The 17,632-nt window shown below is 71.4% G+C and carries 15 protein-coding genes; 10 read left to right on the plus strand and 5 right to left on the minus strand.

Annotated elements, in window-relative coordinates; all coding sequences use genetic code 11:
• Nucleotides 1–238: 238 nt before the first annotated feature.
• From guaA to HED23_RS04090, 6 genes are all read left to right on the plus strand, one after another.
• Nucleotides 239–1,825 carry a glutamine-hydrolyzing GMP synthase gene (guaA, locus tag HED23_RS04065; protein ID WP_203182047.1) on the plus strand — a complete coding sequence of 529 codons (1,587 nt, stop codon included), beginning with the start codon at nt 239–241 and terminating at the stop codon, nt 1,823–1,825.
• Nucleotides 1,826–1,941: 116 nt separating this feature from the next.
• A complete protein-coding gene (locus HED23_RS04070; RefSeq protein ID WP_203182048.1) occupies nt 1,942–2,550 on the plus strand; it encodes a Uma2 family endonuclease in 609 nt (202 codons plus the stop codon).
• 43 nt (nt 2,551–2,593) lie between these two features.
• Nucleotides 2,594–3,349: an SAM-dependent methyltransferase gene (locus tag HED23_RS04075; RefSeq protein ID WP_203182049.1), complete on the plus strand. Its 756-nt coding sequence runs from the start codon at nt 2,594–2,596 to the stop codon at nt 3,347–3,349.
• A gap of 128 nt (nt 3,350–3,477) precedes the next feature.
• Complete coding sequence (locus HED23_RS04080) at nt 3,478–4,746, plus strand: hypothetical protein (RefSeq protein ID WP_203182050.1); 1,269 nt, start codon at nt 3,478–3,480, stop codon at nt 4,744–4,746.
• A 75-nt stretch (nt 4,747–4,821) separates the two neighbouring features.
• A complete protein-coding gene (locus HED23_RS04085; protein WP_203182051.1) occupies nt 4,822–5,325 on the plus strand; it encodes a DoxX family protein in 504 nt (167 codons plus the stop codon).
• A 242-nt stretch (nt 5,326–5,567) separates the two neighbouring features.
• Nucleotides 5,568–6,857 (plus strand): LPXTG cell wall anchor domain-containing protein, encoded by a 1,290-nt coding sequence (locus HED23_RS04090; protein ID WP_203182052.1) that lies wholly within the window; start codon nt 5,568–5,570, stop codon nt 6,855–6,857.
• A gap of 305 nt (nt 6,858–7,162) precedes the next feature.
• Here the strand turns inward: HED23_RS04090 and HED23_RS04095 are convergent, their stop codons facing one another.
• Complete coding sequence (locus HED23_RS04095) at nt 7,163–7,426, minus strand: hypothetical protein (RefSeq protein ID WP_203182053.1); 264 nt, start codon at nt 7,424–7,426, stop codon at nt 7,163–7,165.
• Nucleotides 7,413–8,747 carry a PspC domain-containing protein gene (locus tag HED23_RS04100; RefSeq protein WP_203182054.1) on the minus strand — a complete coding sequence of 445 codons (1,335 nt, stop codon included), beginning with the start codon at nt 8,745–8,747 and terminating at the stop codon, nt 7,413–7,415. The genes HED23_RS04095 and HED23_RS04100 overlap by 14 nt, the downstream gene beginning before the upstream one ends.
• 208 nt (nt 8,748–8,955) lie before the next feature.
• Here HED23_RS04100 and HED23_RS04105 point away from each other — a divergent pair, with 208 nt between their 5' ends.
• Nucleotides 8,956–10,245 carry an ATP-binding protein gene (locus HED23_RS04105; RefSeq protein ID WP_203182055.1) on the plus strand — a complete coding sequence of 430 codons (1,290 nt, stop codon included), beginning with the start codon at nt 8,956–8,958 and terminating at the stop codon, nt 10,243–10,245.
• Nucleotides 10,242–10,937 carry a LuxR C-terminal-related transcriptional regulator gene (locus tag HED23_RS04110; RefSeq protein WP_033297692.1) on the plus strand — a complete coding sequence of 232 codons (696 nt, stop codon included), beginning with the start codon at nt 10,242–10,244 and terminating at the stop codon, nt 10,935–10,937. The genes HED23_RS04105 and HED23_RS04110 overlap by 4 nt, the downstream gene beginning before the upstream one ends.
• A gap of 13 nt (nt 10,938–10,950) precedes the next feature.
• On the opposite strand, the gene HED23_RS04115 is transcribed toward HED23_RS04110, so the two are convergent.
• Nucleotides 10,951–11,706 (minus strand): GNAT family N-acetyltransferase, encoded by a 756-nt coding sequence (locus tag HED23_RS04115; protein ID WP_203182056.1) that lies wholly within the window; start codon nt 11,704–11,706, stop codon nt 10,951–10,953.
• 12 nt (nt 11,707–11,718) lie between these two features.
• On the minus strand, nt 11,719–12,789 hold the full coding sequence (locus tag HED23_RS04120) for a C40 family peptidase (protein WP_203182057.1): 1,071 nt from the start codon (nt 12,787–12,789) through the stop codon (nt 11,719–11,721).
• 353 nt (nt 12,790–13,142) lie between these two features.
• On the opposite strand from HED23_RS04120, the gene HED23_RS04125 reads away from it, so the two are divergent.
• Nucleotides 13,143–13,496, plus strand: coding sequence for a hypothetical protein (locus tag HED23_RS04125; RefSeq protein WP_099173785.1), 354 nt, complete (start codon nt 13,143–13,145; stop codon nt 13,494–13,496).
• A gap of 73 nt (nt 13,497–13,569) precedes the next feature.
• Here the strand turns inward: HED23_RS04125 and HED23_RS04130 are convergent, their stop codons facing one another.
• Nucleotides 13,570–14,742: a C40 family peptidase gene (locus HED23_RS04130; protein ID WP_203182058.1), complete on the minus strand. Its 1,173-nt coding sequence runs from the start codon at nt 14,740–14,742 to the stop codon at nt 13,570–13,572.
• Nucleotides 14,743–15,192: 450 nt separating this feature from the next.
• On the opposite strand from HED23_RS04130, the gene pcrA reads away from it, so the two are divergent.
• Nucleotides 15,193–17,631: a DNA helicase PcrA gene (gene pcrA, locus HED23_RS04135; protein ID WP_203182059.1), complete on the plus strand. Its 2,439-nt coding sequence runs from the start codon at nt 15,193–15,195 to the stop codon at nt 17,629–17,631.
• Nucleotide 17,632 lies beyond the last annotated feature (1 nt).

Genomic DNA, 17,632 nt, shown 5'->3' on the forward strand with positions numbered 1-17,632 from the left:
GCGCCTGGAACGTTGCTTGTCAGTTGCTCAAGCAGCACGACCATGGCAGCCGGCGGGCCGGGTGCCATAGGTAAAGACGAAGATCGTGTGCTGACGCATGGGGCAAGTATGGACCCCGCCCGGGGCCCGGGTCCACGCAGGGCCCGGATGGTGAGACGGGAGCCCGGCGGGGCGATGTCCCACGGCCGGTAGAATTGGGAGGACCGACCCCCATCTCCACCGCCGGAAGGCCGCCCCCGTGCCAGCAGCACCCCCCGCCGCCCCCGACACCGCGACCGACGTCGTCCTGGTTGTCGACTTCGGCGCCCAGTACGCCCAGCTCATCGCCCGCCGTGTCCGTGAGGCCCGGGTCTACAGCGAGATCGTCCCGTCCACCATGCCGGTGGCCGAGATGCTGGCCAAGAACCCCCGGGCGATCATCCTCTCCGGCGGCCCGTCCTCGGTGTACGCGGAGGGCGCGCCCGGCATCGACCGCTCGCTGTTCGAGGCCGGGGTCCCGGTCTTCGGCATGTGCTACGGCTTCCAGCTCATGGCCACCACCCTCGGCGGCACGGTCGACGACAACGGGGCGCGCGAGTACGGCCGCACCCCGCTCGCCGTCTCCAAGGCGGGCTCCACCCTCTTCGAGGGCACACCCACCGAGCAGCCGGTCTGGATGTCGCACGGCGACGCCTGCTCCGCCGCCCCCGAGGGTTTCACCGTCACCGCGTCCACGGACGTCGTGCCGGTCGCCGCCTTCGAGAACGACGAGAAGAAGCTCTACGGCGTCCAGTACCACCCGGAGGTCATGCACTCGACCTACGGCCAGCAGGTCCTGGAGCACTTCCTCTACCGCGGCGCGGGCATCGAGCCGACGTGGACGACCACCAACGTCGTCGAGGAGCAGATCGCCCTGATCCGCGAGCAGGTCGGCGACAAGCGCGCCATCTGCGGCCTCTCCGGCGGCGTGGACTCCGCGGTCGCCGCGGCCCTCGTGCAGAAGGCCATCGGCTCCCAGCTCACCTGCGTGTACGTCGACCACGGTCTGATGCGCAAGGGCGAGACCGAGCAGGTCGAGAAGGACTTCGTCGCCGCGACCGGCGCGAAGCTGAAGGTCGTCGACGCGGAGAAGCGCTTCCTCGACGCCCTGGCCGGTGTGTCCGACCCGGAGCAGAAGCGGAAGATCATCGGGCGCGAGTTCATCCGCGTCTTCGAGCAGGCCCAGCTGGAGATCCTCCAGGAGGACGGCCCCGAGGTCGCCTTCCTCGTCCAGGGCACCCTCTACCCGGACGTCGTCGAGTCCGGCGGCGGCACCGGCACCGCCAACATCAAGTCCCACCACAACGTGGGCGGGCTCCCCGACGACATCGAGTTCCAGCTCGTCGAGCCGCTGCGCCAGCTGTTCAAGGACGAGGTCCGTATGGTCGGCCAGGAGCTCGGCCTGCCGGAGGAGATCGTCCAGCGCCAGCCGTTCCCCGGCCCCGGCCTCGGCATCCGCATCGTCGGCGACGTCACCAAGGAGCGGCTCGACCTGCTGCGCGAGGCCGACGCCATCGCCCGCGAGGAGCTGACCGCGGCCGGCCTGGACCGTGACATCTGGCAGTGCCCGGTGGTCCTGCTCGCGGACGTGCGCAGTGTCGGCGTCCAGGGTGACGGCCGCACCTACGGCCACCCGATCGTGCTGCGCCCGGTCTCCTCCGAGGACGCCATGACGGCCGACTGGTCGCGTCTGCCGTACGAGACGCTGGCGAAGATCTCGACCCGCATCACCAACGAGGTCGCCGAGGTCAACCGCGTGGTGCTCGACGTGACGAGCAAGCCGCCGGGGACGATCGAGTGGGAGTGACCCCTACTCCCTGAGGTCAGTGCCGATGCCGTCGCTCATTCGTTTGGGCGGCGGCATCGTCGTATCGACTGGGTACGCTGACCGAGGAGACGAGACTCAGCCCCATGGGAGCAACCATGAGTGCCGCACCCGACGACGAAGCGACCGAGCACTACCACTATCCGGTGCCCCCGCCCCAGGGCTGGGTGGCGGAGGATCTCGATCGGCTTCCGGACCTGCCGCGGCACACCGAGCTGATCGACGGGAGTCTCGTCTTCATGAGTCCGCAGACCAGGTTTCACATGCGGACCATGCGTCTGCTGGAGACCTGTCTCCTTGACCAGGCACCGGATGAACTCGATGTCTTCCGTGAGTTCAGCGTCAAGCTGGACGCTCGCAACCGACCCGAACCGGACGTGCTCGTGGTTCCGCTGGACGCGGACACAGGCCCGAAGGAGACCTGTCTGCGGCCGGAAGATGTCCTTCTGGCTGTGGAGGTCGTGTCGGAGGAGTCCGCGGTCAGGGACAGGGACGCCAAGCCACGGAAATACGCAGCCGCCGGGGTCGTGCACTTCTGGCGGGTGGAGCAGGGCGCCGACGGTCTGCCCGTCGTGTATGTGTACGAGCTCGATCCGGCTCTCAGGGCGTACACGGCGACAGGGATCTACCACAACACCCTGAAGCTCGACGTGCCTTTTCCCCTCGACATCGATCTCACCGCGATCCACAGGCGACGCCCCCGCTAATTCGGTGGCAGGGGGTCCGTCTTCGGTGGAACGGTGTCCCACCATGTCCGCCGATGAAGTCCGCGCCCTCATGTCTGCCCCCGCCAACGACCGCCTGACCTGGAACACCCCCCTTTCCCAGGCGCACGCCGCCCAGCTGATCGACGCCTGCGCTCCGGCCCCCGGCGCGCGGATCGCCGACTTCGGCAGCGGCTGGGGCGAGCTGCTGATGCGCCTGGTCGAAGCGGCGCCCGGATCCACCGGGGACGGCATCGAGACCGACCCGGAAGCCGTGGCGCGAGGCCTCAGGCTGGCAGGGGAGCGCGGGCTCACCGACCGGGTGCGGTTCCACGAGGCGCCGGCCGCGGAGTATCCGGGGGACGGCTACGACCTCGCCGTCTCGATCGGCTCCTCGCACGCCTGGCCTGGCGGCACCCCGGAGGCGCTGAAGGCCCTGCGGGCCGCTGTACGGCCCGGCGGCCGGGTGCTGTTCGGGGACGGCTTCTGGGAGCGGGAGCCCTCGCCCGCCGCGCTGGAGGGGCTGGGCGCCGAGCCCGGCGACTTCGGTTCGCTCCTGGGGCTGATCCGGCAGGCGGAGGCGGCCGGGCTCAGGCCGCTCCAGGTGACCGTCGCCGATCAGCGCGAGTGGGACCTCTTCGAGTCCGCCGCCAACATCGGGCGCGGCGAGCGCTGGGCGCTGGCCAACCCCGCACACCCGCTGCACGCCGGGGTGACGGAGGCCGTCGCCGCCCGCCGCACCGGGTACTACGGGGGATACCGGGGGACACTGGGCCTCGCCTACCTCGTGCTCAGCGGCTGAGAATCGCACATATCTACGACATGCGCCCCCGGCCCGCCCCGATGCGGGACGAGCCCGCTCCGTACGGCACAATTCGCAGAAATCGCAGGCGAGTTGGTTCTACGAGGTCGGAAAGGGCGGCGTTCTCCGTGGCGTTGGACGAGGCGAGGGCGAAAAGTGCGCACGGCGGTAGCTGTACGTGCGGCGACTGCCCGCACGGAGCACGCGAAGGACACCGCCGCGCGGTGGCGGCCTTCCTCACCAAGCGGGACGAGTTCGCCGCCGGGCAGGGCCTGCCCGCCGGGGTCGCCCAGTCCGTGTCCGCGTCCCGGCAGTGGGTGTCGGACGAGCTGACCGAGTCGGCCCGCACCGTCGCCGAGCGAAGCCGTGAGGCCGGTGACGCCTGGCTGCACACGCTCTGGGTGCGCACCCTCGTCGTCGTATGGGGCGGAGTCGCCCTGCTGGTCATCGGCGAGTCCGTCACCGCGATCGGTGCGGGCTGGTCCACGGCCCGCACCGCGGGGCTGGTCGCGGCACTCGTCACCGCGGGCCTGCTGACCGGTGCCGCACGCGTACACCGTGCCCGTGGCGGCCTCCTCGCCCCGCTGATCGGAGAGGACAACCGGCTCTCCACCTCACGCGCCGTCGCAGCGTCCTGGGTGCTGCTCGCCGTCTTCGCCGTGCTCGTCCTCGCGCTGCAACTGGCGGGGGCGTCCGACCACGCCGACCGCGACGCCCTGATCGAGGGCCTGGACCTGGTCCGCTCGGCCGGCGTACTGACCGTGCTCGCGCTGGTGTGCGCCGTCGCCGTCGTCGTCCGCCGGGTGGTGACCGTGCGCGTACTGGCCCAACGCCTGCAGAAGCTGCGTGCCGACCGGCCGCGCGCAGCCGACCTGCTGACCGACGACTCCGGGCGCGGCAGCTTCACCGATGTGCAGTATGTGCTGGTCAGCGCCGTCGCCGTGCTGTTCGCCGCGGTCCGCCTGGCCCGCCGCCCCGAGCAGCTCCCGGACCTGCCGTGGGGCCTCGCGGTCCTGGTCGCCGTCTCGGCGGCGACGTACTTCGCCGGGAAGTACGCGGAGGGCGGCCGGCCGGTCATCCTGTCGGTCGTGCGGACCAGGGAGGCGGGCGATCTGGACGCCCCGATCCGCACCGGCGACGACATCGAGATCCGCGGCGCCGGATTCGTCCCGCCCGGCGCCGGCAGTCCCGACCGGCTGGCACGGGTGGTCGTCAGGATCGGGCGTGTCCATGTGCACGTACCTCTGATCCCGGTCACCGGTGGTTTCGCCAACCCGGCGGACACCGTGCTCACCGTGCCGGTGCCCGTCGAGGTCGAACCCGGCGCAGTGGAGGTACAGGTCGTCACGGCGGCGGGCGTGGAGACCAATTCCTGCCTCATCGATGTCACGGACTGAGCCGCAGCCCTGGTGAGCGGCACCGAACCGGCGTACGTATGGTCTTTTGAAGGGCCAACGGAAGGCGGAGCGGTGATGCGCGGGTACAGGGGCGGTTCCTACGGGCTGGACGAGCCGAGAAGTCTCAGGGACCGGGCGGGAGACTACGCGCTCCTGCCCCTGCGGATCTTTCTCGGCGTCACGTTCGTCTACGCGGGGCTCGACAAGCTCACCGACAGCGCGTTCCTGTCGGCGAGCGGGACCGGATCGATCGGCGACATGATGAACGCCGTGCGCGACAGCGCGGCCATCCCGGGCCTCGTCGACCTGGCACTGAAGAGCCCCGAAGGCTTCGGCTACGCCATCGCGGTCGGCGAGCTCCTCGTGGGGCTCGGCACCCTGGCCGGGCTGTGGGCCCGGCTCGCCGCGCTCGGCGGGGCACTGATCTCGCTGAGCCTGTGGCTGACCGTCAGCTGGCAGACCGAGCCGTACTACTACGGCAACGACCTGATCTACCTCATGGCCTGGCTGCCGCTGCTGCTGGCGGGTGCGCCGTACCTGTCGCTGGACGCCCTCAGGGGAGGCCGACGGCGGAGCTAGGGGCGGCAGGACGCGCGGCCACGGGGCGCGGGCGGGCAGGGGCGCCGGGCAGGAACGTGCGGCCAGGGGGCGGCGCCTGGCCTTCCGTCAGGGACGCCGGCTGTCCGTGCGCTTTCCGCCCGCTGTCCTCGGGCAGTTCTTCGCGTGCGCAACCGTTCGGCGCCGACAGGTGTCCTGGATGTTGAAGGAATGTTCTCCAGAGGACACCATCCAGTCACCCGCGTTCCGCAGAGGTTCACTCCATGCTGATCCCCCCACACATCCGCCGTACCTCCCGTACAGCCGTCACCGCGCTGGGTGTTGCCGGCCTGATCGCGGTGGGCGCGATGCCTGCCGCCGCCGACGAACCCGCCGGTCTGCTCGTCGAGGACATAGCCCCGATCGAAGGCGTGAAGCCGGGCAGCACCTTCGGGCAACCGGTCACTGTCGTGAACAAGGGCACCGAGGCCGCCGACAGGGCCTGGGTGTTCTACTCCGTCACCCGAGGCCTCGACTACGGCGAGATCCCGTCGAACTGCCGAGCACACCAGGTCCCTTCCCACGACGAGATGACCGCCAAGTCGAACGTCGTGTGCGAGTTCGACCAGCGGGTGGAGCCCGGCGTCGCCTACACGCCGGAGAAGCCTCTCCCGGTCAGGGCGCTGGACCGCGCGCTCGACGACGACCTGCGGGTGAGTGTCTGGGACACCGATCCGGGGCTGGACGAAGCCGCGACGCCGCCGGTGGCCGGGACCGCGCCGGCGGTGAAGCTGGTGGAGCGTACGAGTGCGGGCGAAGCCACGGAGAACGCCGTCGACGTGCCGGTCTCCTCCGTCAACACGGCCGACTACCGGGTGACGGGGGCCGACCTGAAAGGCCGCGTCGGCGACACGGTGACGCTGAAGGCGGAGTTCACCAACGCCGGCCCCGCCTGGACGCTGAACAGGGAGGGGGACCCGCTCGTCGAGGTCCTGATCACGCCTCCCGCCGGAACGTCGGTCGTGAAGCCCCACGGGTTCTGCGAGGCCAAGGGCGAGGCGTATGTCTGCGGCACCAGCCAGCGGTGGGTCGATGAGGGCGGGGGCGAGACCTACACCTTCCAGCTGAAGATCGACAAGCAGGTGCAGGGTGCCAAGGGTTCGGTGGCACTGGGCACCGCCGCGCGGCCGTTCGACCCCGACAAGGCCAACGACAAGGCCGACATCACCCTGGACGTGACGGACGGCGGGACGACCGGGCCGACCGACGGCACGGGCGGCTCCGGCGGAACGGGCGGCTCCGGCGGCACGGGCGGCTCCGGCGGAATGGGAGGTTCGGCCGGTTCGGCCGGCGGCTCGACCGGCGCCGACGGATCGGTCGGCGGATCCTCGTCGACAGGCGGTGCCGGGTCCTCCACGACCGGCGGCACCGGCTCGGCGACGACCGGCGGCAACCTGGCAGCCACCGGCTCCTCGACGACGCTGCCGATCGCGGGCGCGGCCGCCGCAGCGGTGGTCGTGGGTGCGGCCGGCGTCCTCGTCGTGCGGCGCCGGCGCGCCCAGGTCCTGGGCTGACCTCTTCCCGGTCGATCGCTCCACGCCGCCCGCCCGGCGGGCGGCGTGTCCCGTCCTCGGCGCATGCGTGGCTCGTGTGCCGTCCTCGGTGTGCGGGGGCTCGTGACGTCGGCCGCCGAGGTGTCTCACCCGCTCGACGTGGGTGGTCACGTGTGCGCTCCCGCGACCACCCGGCCGACGCGTACGGACCGGATGTGCGCTCCCGCGACCACCGGGTCGACGCGTACGGACCGGGTGTGCGCTCCCGCGACCACCCGGCCGACGCGTGCCGACGCGTGCCGACGCGTACGGACCTCCCGAGCCGGTCACATCTCGGCGGCACCACCGTGCGGGGGCCCCGCCACCGCCGGGTTCTCCGCCGACGCCTTCCGCGCCTCGCGGCGCCGGCGCACCCGGTAGCTCACCCAGGCCGCTGTGGCGGCCAGCCACAGCCCGCCGAAGAACACGGGTGCGAAGAATGTCCAGGACGCGTTCCAGGCACCCGCCGCGTCGGCCGCGTAGCCCGCCGCCAGGGCCAGCATGACGAGGCCCGCCACCGCGCGGCCGGGCTTGATCTCATGACGCAGCACGGGTGACCTCCAGCTGTCCGACTCCGATTCCCATGCCCAGCTCGACGGTGCCGGCGGGCTTGCTGTTCTCGGCGGGTTCGATGGTCCGCCGCGTACGCCGGTCGGCGGCGATGTCCACGTCCTTGCGCTGGCCGGACGGGAACTGGATGTCGCCCAGGCCCGTCTCGGCGTCGACCTTCACCGTCACGCCCGCCGGCACCACCACGAGTGCGCGGCCCGCCCCGACCTCGATACGGGTACGAAGGGTCCGGCCCTTCGGGACGGTGACGCCGGAGAGGTCGAGCTTCGCCACCCCGGTGGAGAGCTTGTACAGGGGGTCGACGGCCGCGACCGAGGCCGGGCGCCATTCCTTGCGGGCCCAGTCGGTGCCGATGTCGTCGGGGACGGCGGAGGCTCCCGCCAGCAGGCCCGCCGTGACCATGGCCAGCAGGACCGTGCCGAAGCCGGTCCTGCCGAGCACGGAGGCGACGAGCAGGCCGAGGCCGAACACCCCGAGTGCGGCGGCGAGTCCGATCTGCAGGCTCGTCCCCAGCGGATGGGTTCCCCAGCTCAGTCCCGTGCCCAGACCGCCCGCGACCAGTGCGAGCAGGAAGACGAGGCCGCCGATCGGCTGCGGGCCCCGGGTGCCCGTGGGGCGGTGGGGCGGGCGGAACGGGGCGTCCGCCGTCGGTCTGCTCCTGCCGGCCTCCACCGCCTCGGGCACCGCGTCCGCGGGGCCCCAGAGGTAGCCGGTTCCGGCAGGGCCTGTCGTGCCGTCCTTGACGATCGGTTCCCGCCACCAGGACGGGCCGCCCGGCGTGGGCGGCGCCTTCACCTCGGGTGGAGCTCCGTGGCCGGCCGAGTGCGCCGTGCTCTTCGGGGTGTGGTCCGCCGCGCCCGGTGTGTCGTCGGACGGGGCCGTCCTGCGGTGCTGGGTCCAGACCGAGAAGCCGACCACGGTCAGCGACAGCATCGCGGCGAAGGCGAGCATCCCGCCGTTGTGCAGCATCGACAGCAGCAGCCCGCAGCCCACCAGGGCCAGCACCAGAGCGATCAGCGAGGCCCCCTCGACGCGGCCGGACAACAGCCGGCGCGCCTCGTTCTCCTCCTCGCCGTCCACAGGGAGCAGCAGCCACGCGAAGCCGTAGAAGATGAGGCCGATGCCGCCCGTCACCGCGAGGACACCGAGCACGATCCGGAAGATCACCGGGTCCACGTCGCAGTACCGGCCGAGCCCGCCGCACACCCCGGCCACCACTTTCTGACGCGGGCTGCGCCGCAGCCGGGGTGCCGGCTCGGGGGGCGGGGTGACGCCGGGGGAGGCGTCCTGGGGAACGGTCATGGCTCCATGGTGACGGTCCGTACGCCCTCGTGGGACCCGCGACGACCCTGGCCGGTCCCTGATATTGCGTCCCTGGGGCCCCTGGGGGCCCGGGCCCGGAGACCTTTGGTGCCGCAGCATTGTGGTGGGGCTCCGGCCCGGGAGCCTCAGGGTCGAGTCCGGGCAGACCCTGATGCCACGACCCGCCGGAACGTGTGACGATCGGTGCATGCCAGCAGCCACGACGCGAGCCCCGAGCTCCCACGCCCCGGACCCGGAGGAGCCGGCGCCGCGCAAGCTGTACCGCAGCGCCGACGGGCGGATGCTCGGCGGCGTCGCACGCGGGCTCGCCGGACATCTGGGACTGCCCGTCGCCTGGGTCCGGTTCGTGTTCCTCGGGCTGTTCTTCGCGGACGGCCTGGGCGCCCTGCTCTACGCCGTGTTCTGGATCGTCGTACCGCTCGGGGTCGGCGGGGTCGGCGGGGTGGACAGGTCGCTCTTCGAGACCGCCCCGGACGGCCGGCGCAGACTCCGGAAACCCGACACGGGCCAGGTCTTCGCGCTGCTCGCGCTGCTCGTCGGTGCCGTGGTCTTCGTCGGCAACGTCGACATGGGCAGCAAGGCGGACCGCTACGTCTGGCCGGCGCTGCTCATCGGCGCGGGCTCCGTCCTCGTATGGCGCCAGGCCGACAACGCCCGGCGGGCCCAGTGGATCGAGGTCGGCCGCCGCCGCAGGGTGCTGCACCTGGCCCGCGGACTGGCCGGCGTCGCGCTCGTCGGCCTCGGCCTCGCCGCCTTCATGGTGGTGCGGGGATCGGCGGCCCAGCTCGGCACGGCGCTGACCGCCGCCATCGCCGTGCTCACCGGCATCGCGCTGCTCGCGGGCCCCTATCTCGTACGGATGACCCAGGACCTCTCCGAGGAACGCCTCATGCGCATCAGGGCCCAGGAGCGGGCCGAGGTCGCCGCCCATGTCCACGACTCCGTCCTGCACACGCTCACCCTGATCCAGCGCAACGCGGACGACGGCGGCGAGGTCCGGCGGCTCGCCCGCGCCCAGGAGCGGGAGCTCCGCAACTGGCTGTACAACCCGGAGGGCACCGGCAAGGAGGAGGCCGAGGAACCGTCGAGCCTCGCCGAGGCGGTCAAGCGTGCCGCCGCCGAGGTCGAGGACAAGCACGGGGTCCCGCTGGAGGTCGTGGTCGTCGGTGACTGCCCGCTCGACGAGAAGCTGGCGGCGCAGATGCAGGCCGCACGCGAGGCGATGGTCAACGCCGCCAAGTACGGTGGCGAGGGCGGTGCCGTCCAGGTCTTCGCCGAGGTCGAGGGCCGCACGGTCTTCGTCTCCGTACGGGACCGGGGGCCGGGGTTCGACCTGGACGCCGTCCCCGACGACAGGATGGGCGTACGAGAATCGATCATCGGCCGGATGCAGCGCAACGGCGGTACGGCGCGGCTGCGTTCGGTGCCCGGTGGGGGCACGGAAGTCGAGCTGGAGATGGAGAGGGCGAGCGAATGACCGAGAACACCGAAGCGACCGGGGGCCCGGAGCGCCGGGTACGGGTCGTGCTCGTCGACGACCACCGGATGTTCCGCACCGGGGTCCAGGCGGAGATCGGCCGCACCGAGGAGACCGGGGTCGAGGTCGTCGGCGAGGCCGCCGACGTCGACCAGGCGGTCACCGTGATCACCGCGACCCGCCCCGAGGTCGTCCTCCTCGACGTCCACCTCCCGGGAGGCGGCGGCGTCGAGGTACTGCGGCGATGTGCGCCGATGATGGGCGCGGTCGAGAACCCGGTGCGCTTCCTGGCGCTGTCCGTGTCGGACGCCGCAGAGGACGTCATCGGTGTCATCCGCGGTGGCGCCCGCGGCTACGTCACCAAGACCATCACCGGCACCGATCTGGTCGACTCCGTGTTCCGGGTCCAGGACGGCGACGCGGTGTTCTCGCCGCGGCTGGCCGGATTCGTCCTGGACGCCTTCGCCTCGACGGACGCCCCGCCGGTCGACGAGGACATGGACCGGCTGACGCAGCGCGAGCGCGAGGTGCTGCGGCTGATCGCCCGGGGTTACGCGTACAAGGAGATCGCCAAGCAGCTGTTCATCTCGGTGAAGACGGTCGAGTCCCACGTCTCGGCCGTGCTGCGCAAGCTCCAGCTCTCCAACCGGCACGAACTGACCCGGTGGGCCACGGCGCGACGGCTGGTCTGAGCCCCGCACCCGCTCAGGCGGGGCCGAGCGAGATGTTGAGCTTCTCGCCGGCCCTGCGGTAGCCGATGCTCGCGTAGATCCGCTCGACGTCCGGGCCTCCCGGCTCCAGCCACACGGTGGTGAAGCCGCGGTCGAAGGCGGTGCGGGTCAGCCAGGCGGAGAGTGCCGCGCCGACGCCCCGGCGGCGGAAGCCTCCGGCGACGGCCAGGCCGGCCAGTTCGCCGATGCCGTCGGCCGGGGCCGAGCAGCCGCCCGCACCGGCGGGCAGGCCGGCCACGGTGGCCAGGGCGGATACGCCGCCGCCCGCCGTCGCTCCGCGCAGCCAGGCGATCTCGCCGTCGTCGGGTCCGCCCTCGCCACCGAAACCGGTGTGCTGGACGGCGGCCGCGGCGGCGAACTCGTCGGCGGTGACCGGCTCGGCTATGCGCAGGCCGTCCACCGGCTTCGGCGTGAACAGGCCGTCGGCGGTGCAGGCCATGACGGGTGCGCGGTTCTCCACCGTGAAGCCGGCCGCCAGCAGGGCCGGTTCGACGGCCGGCGCCCAGGCGGGCAGGAATTCCAGCCGGGGCAGCCGGTCGCGTGAGCGGAACGCCCCGACCAGGTCGGTGACCTCCTGCGCGGTGGGTTCCGCGTCCTGGTCGGGGATGGCGTAGTTGGCGAACTTCAGGTCCCAGCCCGGATTGTGGCGCACCGTGAACGGGCCCACCCGGTAGTGGTCCGGGGAACGGAGGGTCAGGGTGCGCGCGTAATTCTGAATGGCGGTGTCCATGGGTCCGGGAGCCTAGGCGACCCGGGTCGCTCCCGCGTAAGGCATTTCGCTGATCGGCGCGATACGGACGGGGGCACCCGGGCGCGGGGCGTGGATCATCTGCCCGCCGCCGATGTAGAGCCCGACGTGGGTGACCCCGGAGTAGAAGAAGACCAGGTCCCCCGGGACGAGTTCGGAGCGGGACACACGCTGCCCCGCGTCGATCTGGGTGTACGTCGTGCGGGGCAGCGAGACACCCGCGGCGCGCCAGGCGGCCTGCGTGAGGCCGGAGCAGTCGAAGGACGAGGGGCCGCTGGCGCCCCAGACGTACGGCTTTCCGAGTGCCCCGTACGCGAATTGGACGGCCTGCGCCGCGCGGGCGTTGGGGGCTGCCACCGAGCCGCGCGGGACGCCCCGGTCGCCGCGCACGGCGCCGCCGCCGTGCGCGGCGTCGGCCGAGCGCTCGTAGTCGGCGCGCTGATCGGCGGTGAGGGTGGCCAGGAGTTTCCGGGCGTCGGCGAGCTTGGTGCGGACCGCGTCCTTGTGCTTCTTCAGGTCGGCCCGGCGGGAGGCGAGGGCCGTGAGCTCGTCCTCCGCCCGGGCGCGCAGCTGTGCGATGTCACTCATCTGCCGGCGTACGCCGTTGACCGCACCGGCCTGGCGGTCGCCCGCACGGTCCTCGTAGGAGGCGCGCTCCAGGTACTCGTCGGGGTCGGAGGAGAGGGCCAGCCGGACGGCGGGGTCGATGCCGGCGCTGCGGTACTGGGCGGTGGCGTACGCGCCGAGTGCGTCGCGCGCGGTGTTGAGGCGCTCCGTCCTGCGGGCCGCCTCGTCGCGCAGTGCGTCGAGGGACTTCTCGGAGGCGGCTGTCCGCTCCTTCGCGCCGTTGTACTTCTCCGTGGCCACCTCGGCGTCGTGGTAGAGCCGGTCGACCTTCGCCTCGACCTGGGCCGTGGTGAGCTGGGGGTCGGCCTGGGCGGCACCCTCGAGGGCGGTCGCGGTCGCCGCCCCGGCGAGGGCGACGGCCGCCGCGGTGCGGACGGCAGGGCCGGTGAACGGACGCTGCCTGGGCTTGCGGTGAGCGGCTTCTCGATGGGCGGCCACGGGGGTGGTGCGTCCTTCCGTTCGACTGCCCGCCGGGGGGTGCCGGCCGGCCCGCCGGGGTCCGGCGGGTCACCACAGGGGGGAGTGGCCCGCCGCCGGATTCCTGGCGGGGCGACCGGGGCACCGCCCGGTACGGGGCGGTGGTGCAGAGCCGGTCACCTGGGAGGGACGCTAAACCCGGCACACGGAGAAGAGGTGTAATGACAGGTATTGCCCTCATGTGCTGTTTCGTTTCCATCCGATGACCGCAAAAATCAACCGGAGTCCGGCAATTCGTGCAGACCAGGAACCAGCTCATCGGTAAGTCGTACCTGGCCGAAGAGTGGTGATATGGGCGCGGTTAGGCTGCGGCCATGGACGTACTCATCAATGTCTTCGTGGCCCTGCACATCATCGGCATCGCCTCCCTGCTGGGCGGCTTCCTGACCCAGATGAAGGCCATGGGGGCGGGCACGGCCCGCTTCGTCCCTGCCATGCTGCACGGTGCGCTCACCATGCTCGTCACGGGTGTCGCCCTGGTCGGCCTCAACCAGGCCGACGACCAGAGCGTGAACAACATCAAGATCGGCGTCAAGCTGCTCGTCCTGATCGTGATCCTGGCGCTCGTCTACGTGAAGCGGGACGAGGAGAAGGTGGACAAGGGCGCGTTCGCCGCGGTCGGCGGTCTGACGGTCGCCAACATCTTCATCGCCACGCTCTGGACCTGAGCGGACCGGCCGTGCGCGGAGGGGCCCGGGGAAGTGTCCCCGGGCCCCTCCGTCCTGTGCGCGAGCGGCCTTGTCAGGCCGGGCGCACGCTGCCGTAGATCGGCATGTAGTAGATCGACTCCTCGCGGACGTTCGCGCCCGGCTTCGGTGCGTGGATCATCATGCCGTCGCCCTTGTAGATGCCGACGTGACTGATGTCGTCGTAGAAGAAGACCAGGTCCCCCGGCTTCAGATCCGCCGTGGCGACCCGGGTGCCGACCTCGACCTGGTCCCAGGTGGTACGCGGCAGATCGACGCCGGCCTCCTTCCAGGCGGCCTGGGTGAGACCGGAGCAGTCGTACGAGGACGGGCCCGTCGCCCCCCAGACGTAGGGCTTGCCGATCTGGGCGCGGGCGAAGGCCAGGACCTTCTCGGCCTTCGTGGCGTATCCGCTGCCGGAGCCCGTCCCGCCGGACCCCGTGCCGGTGCCGGAGCCCGTGCCCGTACCGGCCCCTTGCTTCGCCGCCTCTTCCTTGGCGGCCTCCTCGGCCTTCTCCTGCGTGGCGGCCTGCTGGCGGGCCAGCTCCTCGGCCTTGCGCGCGGCCTCGGCCTCCTTCTTGCGCTCCAGCTCCGCGAGCCGTGCCTTCTCCTCGGCAGTCAGCTTCGACAGCAGGGTGCGCGCCTCGGTGAGCTTCGTCTGCACCTGCTGCTTGCTGGTGCGCAGCGACTCCTGCGACTCGGTCAGCGTCTCCAGGCTCTTCGTCGCCTCGACGCGCTTCGCCGCCGCCTCCTTCTGCTGCGTACGGAAGTCGGCGACCGCCTTCTGCTGCTGGCTCGTCATCCGGGCCATCAGCTGGTCCTGGTCGAAGTACGACTGCGGGTCGTCCGCGAGGAAGAACGTCGCCGTCGGGGCGATCGAGCCGGTGCGGTACTGCGCGGCCGCGTAGTTGCCCAGCTCCCGGCGCGTCTCGTTGAGCTTGTCGGCCCGCTTCGCCGCGGCCTCCAGCAGCGCGTCGACCTTGGAGCGCTGTTCGGCCGACGCGCCCTTCGCCTGGTTGTACTGCTGCGTCGCGGTACCGGCCTGCCGGTAGAGGGCGTCGACCTTCTTCTGCACTTCCTCGATGCTGGGCCTGGGCTCGGCTGGGGCGGCCGTCGCGCTCTGCGTGGAGAGCAGGGTGACGGAGGCGAGCGCCGCCGTCGTGAGACCGACGACAGGGGTGGTGCGCACCCGGGGGCGCGGTTTGCGATGCGACGCCAAGGCCGGCATCTCCTTCCGTGGACCGCCTACCGGGTTAGCGGTGGGGGTACCCCCAGGCCGTTCAGGCACTGGGGGAGGGTTCGGGCGGAACGGAAGGCTGCCCTACGGTCCGGTGGGCACGGACCGATTCACCCCGGTGCTGCGTGTGGGTCCCCGGTTCCGGGCCCCCTTCGGGGGAGTACGGATTCGGCGGGGGTGCCCGTGCGGCGCGGTTCGCCTGGAGGGGGTTCGGGGCACCCGTCGGAGCACGCTAACCAACCCGTGGTGGCCCTGTGAAGGTTGATGTTCGATATGCCCGATACATTTTCGTGACCTTTTCCGGGCGGCGGGCCGCGAGGCCGGAAATCGCCCCTGAATCTCACGCACGGTGGGTGAACGGTCTCGGTACGCGCACGGTGCCGGTCTCTTGTCGCCGATGCGGCCCGGGCTGTCGGTGCGGCCGCCTAGACTCGTGAGGCGATGAGCAGCCTCTTTGACGACAGTTTCCTGACCGGCCTCCAGCAAGCCGAGGACGGCCCCCCGCCGCCCCCCGAGGAGCATGCGCCCGAAGCGGAGCCGGAGGGCCTCTTCGAGGACGTCTTCGACGCGCCTCCGCCGCCGCGTGACGCCTATTACCGCGACGGCGCCCCGCGCCCCGTCATCGACCCCGCCGCGCTGCTCGACGGCCTGAACACCGAGCAGCGCGCCGCCGTCGTGCACGCCGGGTCACCGCTGCTCATCGTCGCCGGGGCGGGTTCGGGCAAGACCAGGGTGCTCACCCACCGGATCGCCCACCTCCTGGCCGAGCGCGGGGTGCATCCGGGGCAGATCCTCGCGATCACCTTCACCAACAAGGCCGCCGGTGAGATGAAGGAGCGCGTCGAGGACCTCGTCGGCCCGCGCGCCAACGCCATGTGGGTCATGACGTTCCACAGCGCCTGTGTGCGGATCCTGCGCCGCGAGTCGAAGCGCCTCGGGTTCACCTCGTCGTTCTCGATCTACGACGCCGCCGACTCCAAGCGGCTGATGGCGCTGGTCTGCCGTGATCTGGACCTCGACCCGAAGCGCTACCCGCCGAAGTCGTTCACGGCGAAGGTCTCGAACCTGAAGAACGAGCTGATCGACGAGGAGACCTTCGCCGGCCAGGCCGCCGACGGCTTCGAGAAGACGCTGGCCCAGGCCTACGCGCTCTACCAGGCGAGGCTCCGCGAGGCCAACGCCCTGGACTTCGACGACATCATCATGACGACGGTCCACCTGCTCCAGGCGTTCCCCGACGTCGCCGAGCACTACCGCCGCCGCTTCCGCCACGTCATGGTCGACGAGTACCAGGACACCAACCACGCGCAGTACACCCTCGTGCGCGAGCTGGTGGGCCCGGCCGGCGAGGCCGACGCCCCGGGCGAGCTGTGCGTCGTCGGTGACGCGGACCAGTCGATCTACGCCTTCCGCGGCGCGACCATCCGCAACATCCTCCAGTTCGAGGAGGACTATCCGGATGCGACCACGATCATGCTGGAGCAGAACTACCGCTCCACGCAGACGATCCTCTCCGCCGCCAACGCGGTCATCGAGCGCAACGAGAGCCGCCGTCCCAAGAACCTCTGGACGAACGCGGGCGCCGGCACCCGTATCGCGGGCTACGTCGCGGACACCGAGCACGACGAGGCGCAGTTCGTCGCCGACGAGATCGACCGGCTGACGGACGCGGGGGACGCGAAGGCGGGCGACGTCGCCGTCTTCTACCGCACGAACGCCCAGTCCCGTGTCTTCGAAGAGATCTTCATCCGCGTCGGGCTGCCCTACAAGGTCGTCGGCGGAGTGCGCTTCTACGAGCGCAAGGAGGTCAGGGACGTCCTGGCCTACCTCCGGGTCCTCTCCAACCCTGAGGACACCGTCCCGCTGCGCCGCATCCTCAACGTGCCCAAGCGCGGCATCGGCGACCGGGCGGAGGCGATGATCGACGCCCTGTCGATGCGCGAGAAGATCTCCTTCCCGCAGGCCCTGCGCCGGGTCGACGAGGCGTACGGCATGGCGGCCCGCTCGGCCAACGCCGTCAAGCGGTTCAACACGCTCATGGAGGAGCTCCGCACGATCGTGGAGTCCGGCGCCGGACCGGCGGTCGTGCTGGAGGCCGTCATGGAGCGGACCGGCTATCTCGCCGAGCTCCAGGCCTCCACCGACCCGCAGGACGAGACCCGTATCGAGAACCTCCAGGAGCTCGCTGCCGTCGCCCTCGAGTTCGAGCAGGACCGCGCGGAGGAGGAGGGTACGGGGACGCTCGCGGAGTTCCTGGAGAAGGTCGCGCTCGTCGCCGACGCCGACCAGATCCCCGACGAGGACGAGGACGGCTCCGGTGTCGTCACGCTGATGACGCTGCACACGGCCAAGGGCCTCGAATTCCCGGTGGTTTTCCTGACCGGCATGGAGGACGGCGTCTTCCCGCACATGCGCGCGCTCGGGCAGGTGAAGGAGTTGGAGGAGGAGCGCCGGCTCGCCTACGTGGGCATCACACGTGCCCGTGAGCGCCTGTACCTGACCCGTGCATCGATGCGGAGTGCGTGGGGCCAGCCCTCGTACAATCCGCCGTCGAGGTTCCTGGAGGAGATCCCGGACCAGCACCTGGAGTGGAAGCGCAAGGGGCCGATGGCCGCTCCGGCGGGTCCGACGTCCGGCATCACGTCGTCGCTGTCCTCGTCGCGCTCCAAGTCCGGTCCCCCGGGATTCGCGACCCGGCGCACCTCCGAGAAGCCGGTGGTCACCCTGGTGGTGGGAGACCGGGTGACGCACGACCAGTTCGGCCTGGGCACGGTGACCGCTGTCGACGGGTTCGGCGACCAGACGAAGGCGACGGTCGACTTCGGCGACGAGCGGCCCAAGAAGCTGCTGCTTCGCTACGCGCCGGTCGAGAAGCTCTGAC

The organism is Streptomyces pratensis (assembly GCF_016804005.1).
GTDB lineage: Bacteria > Actinomycetota > Actinomycetes > Streptomycetales > Streptomycetaceae > Streptomyces > Streptomyces pratensis_A.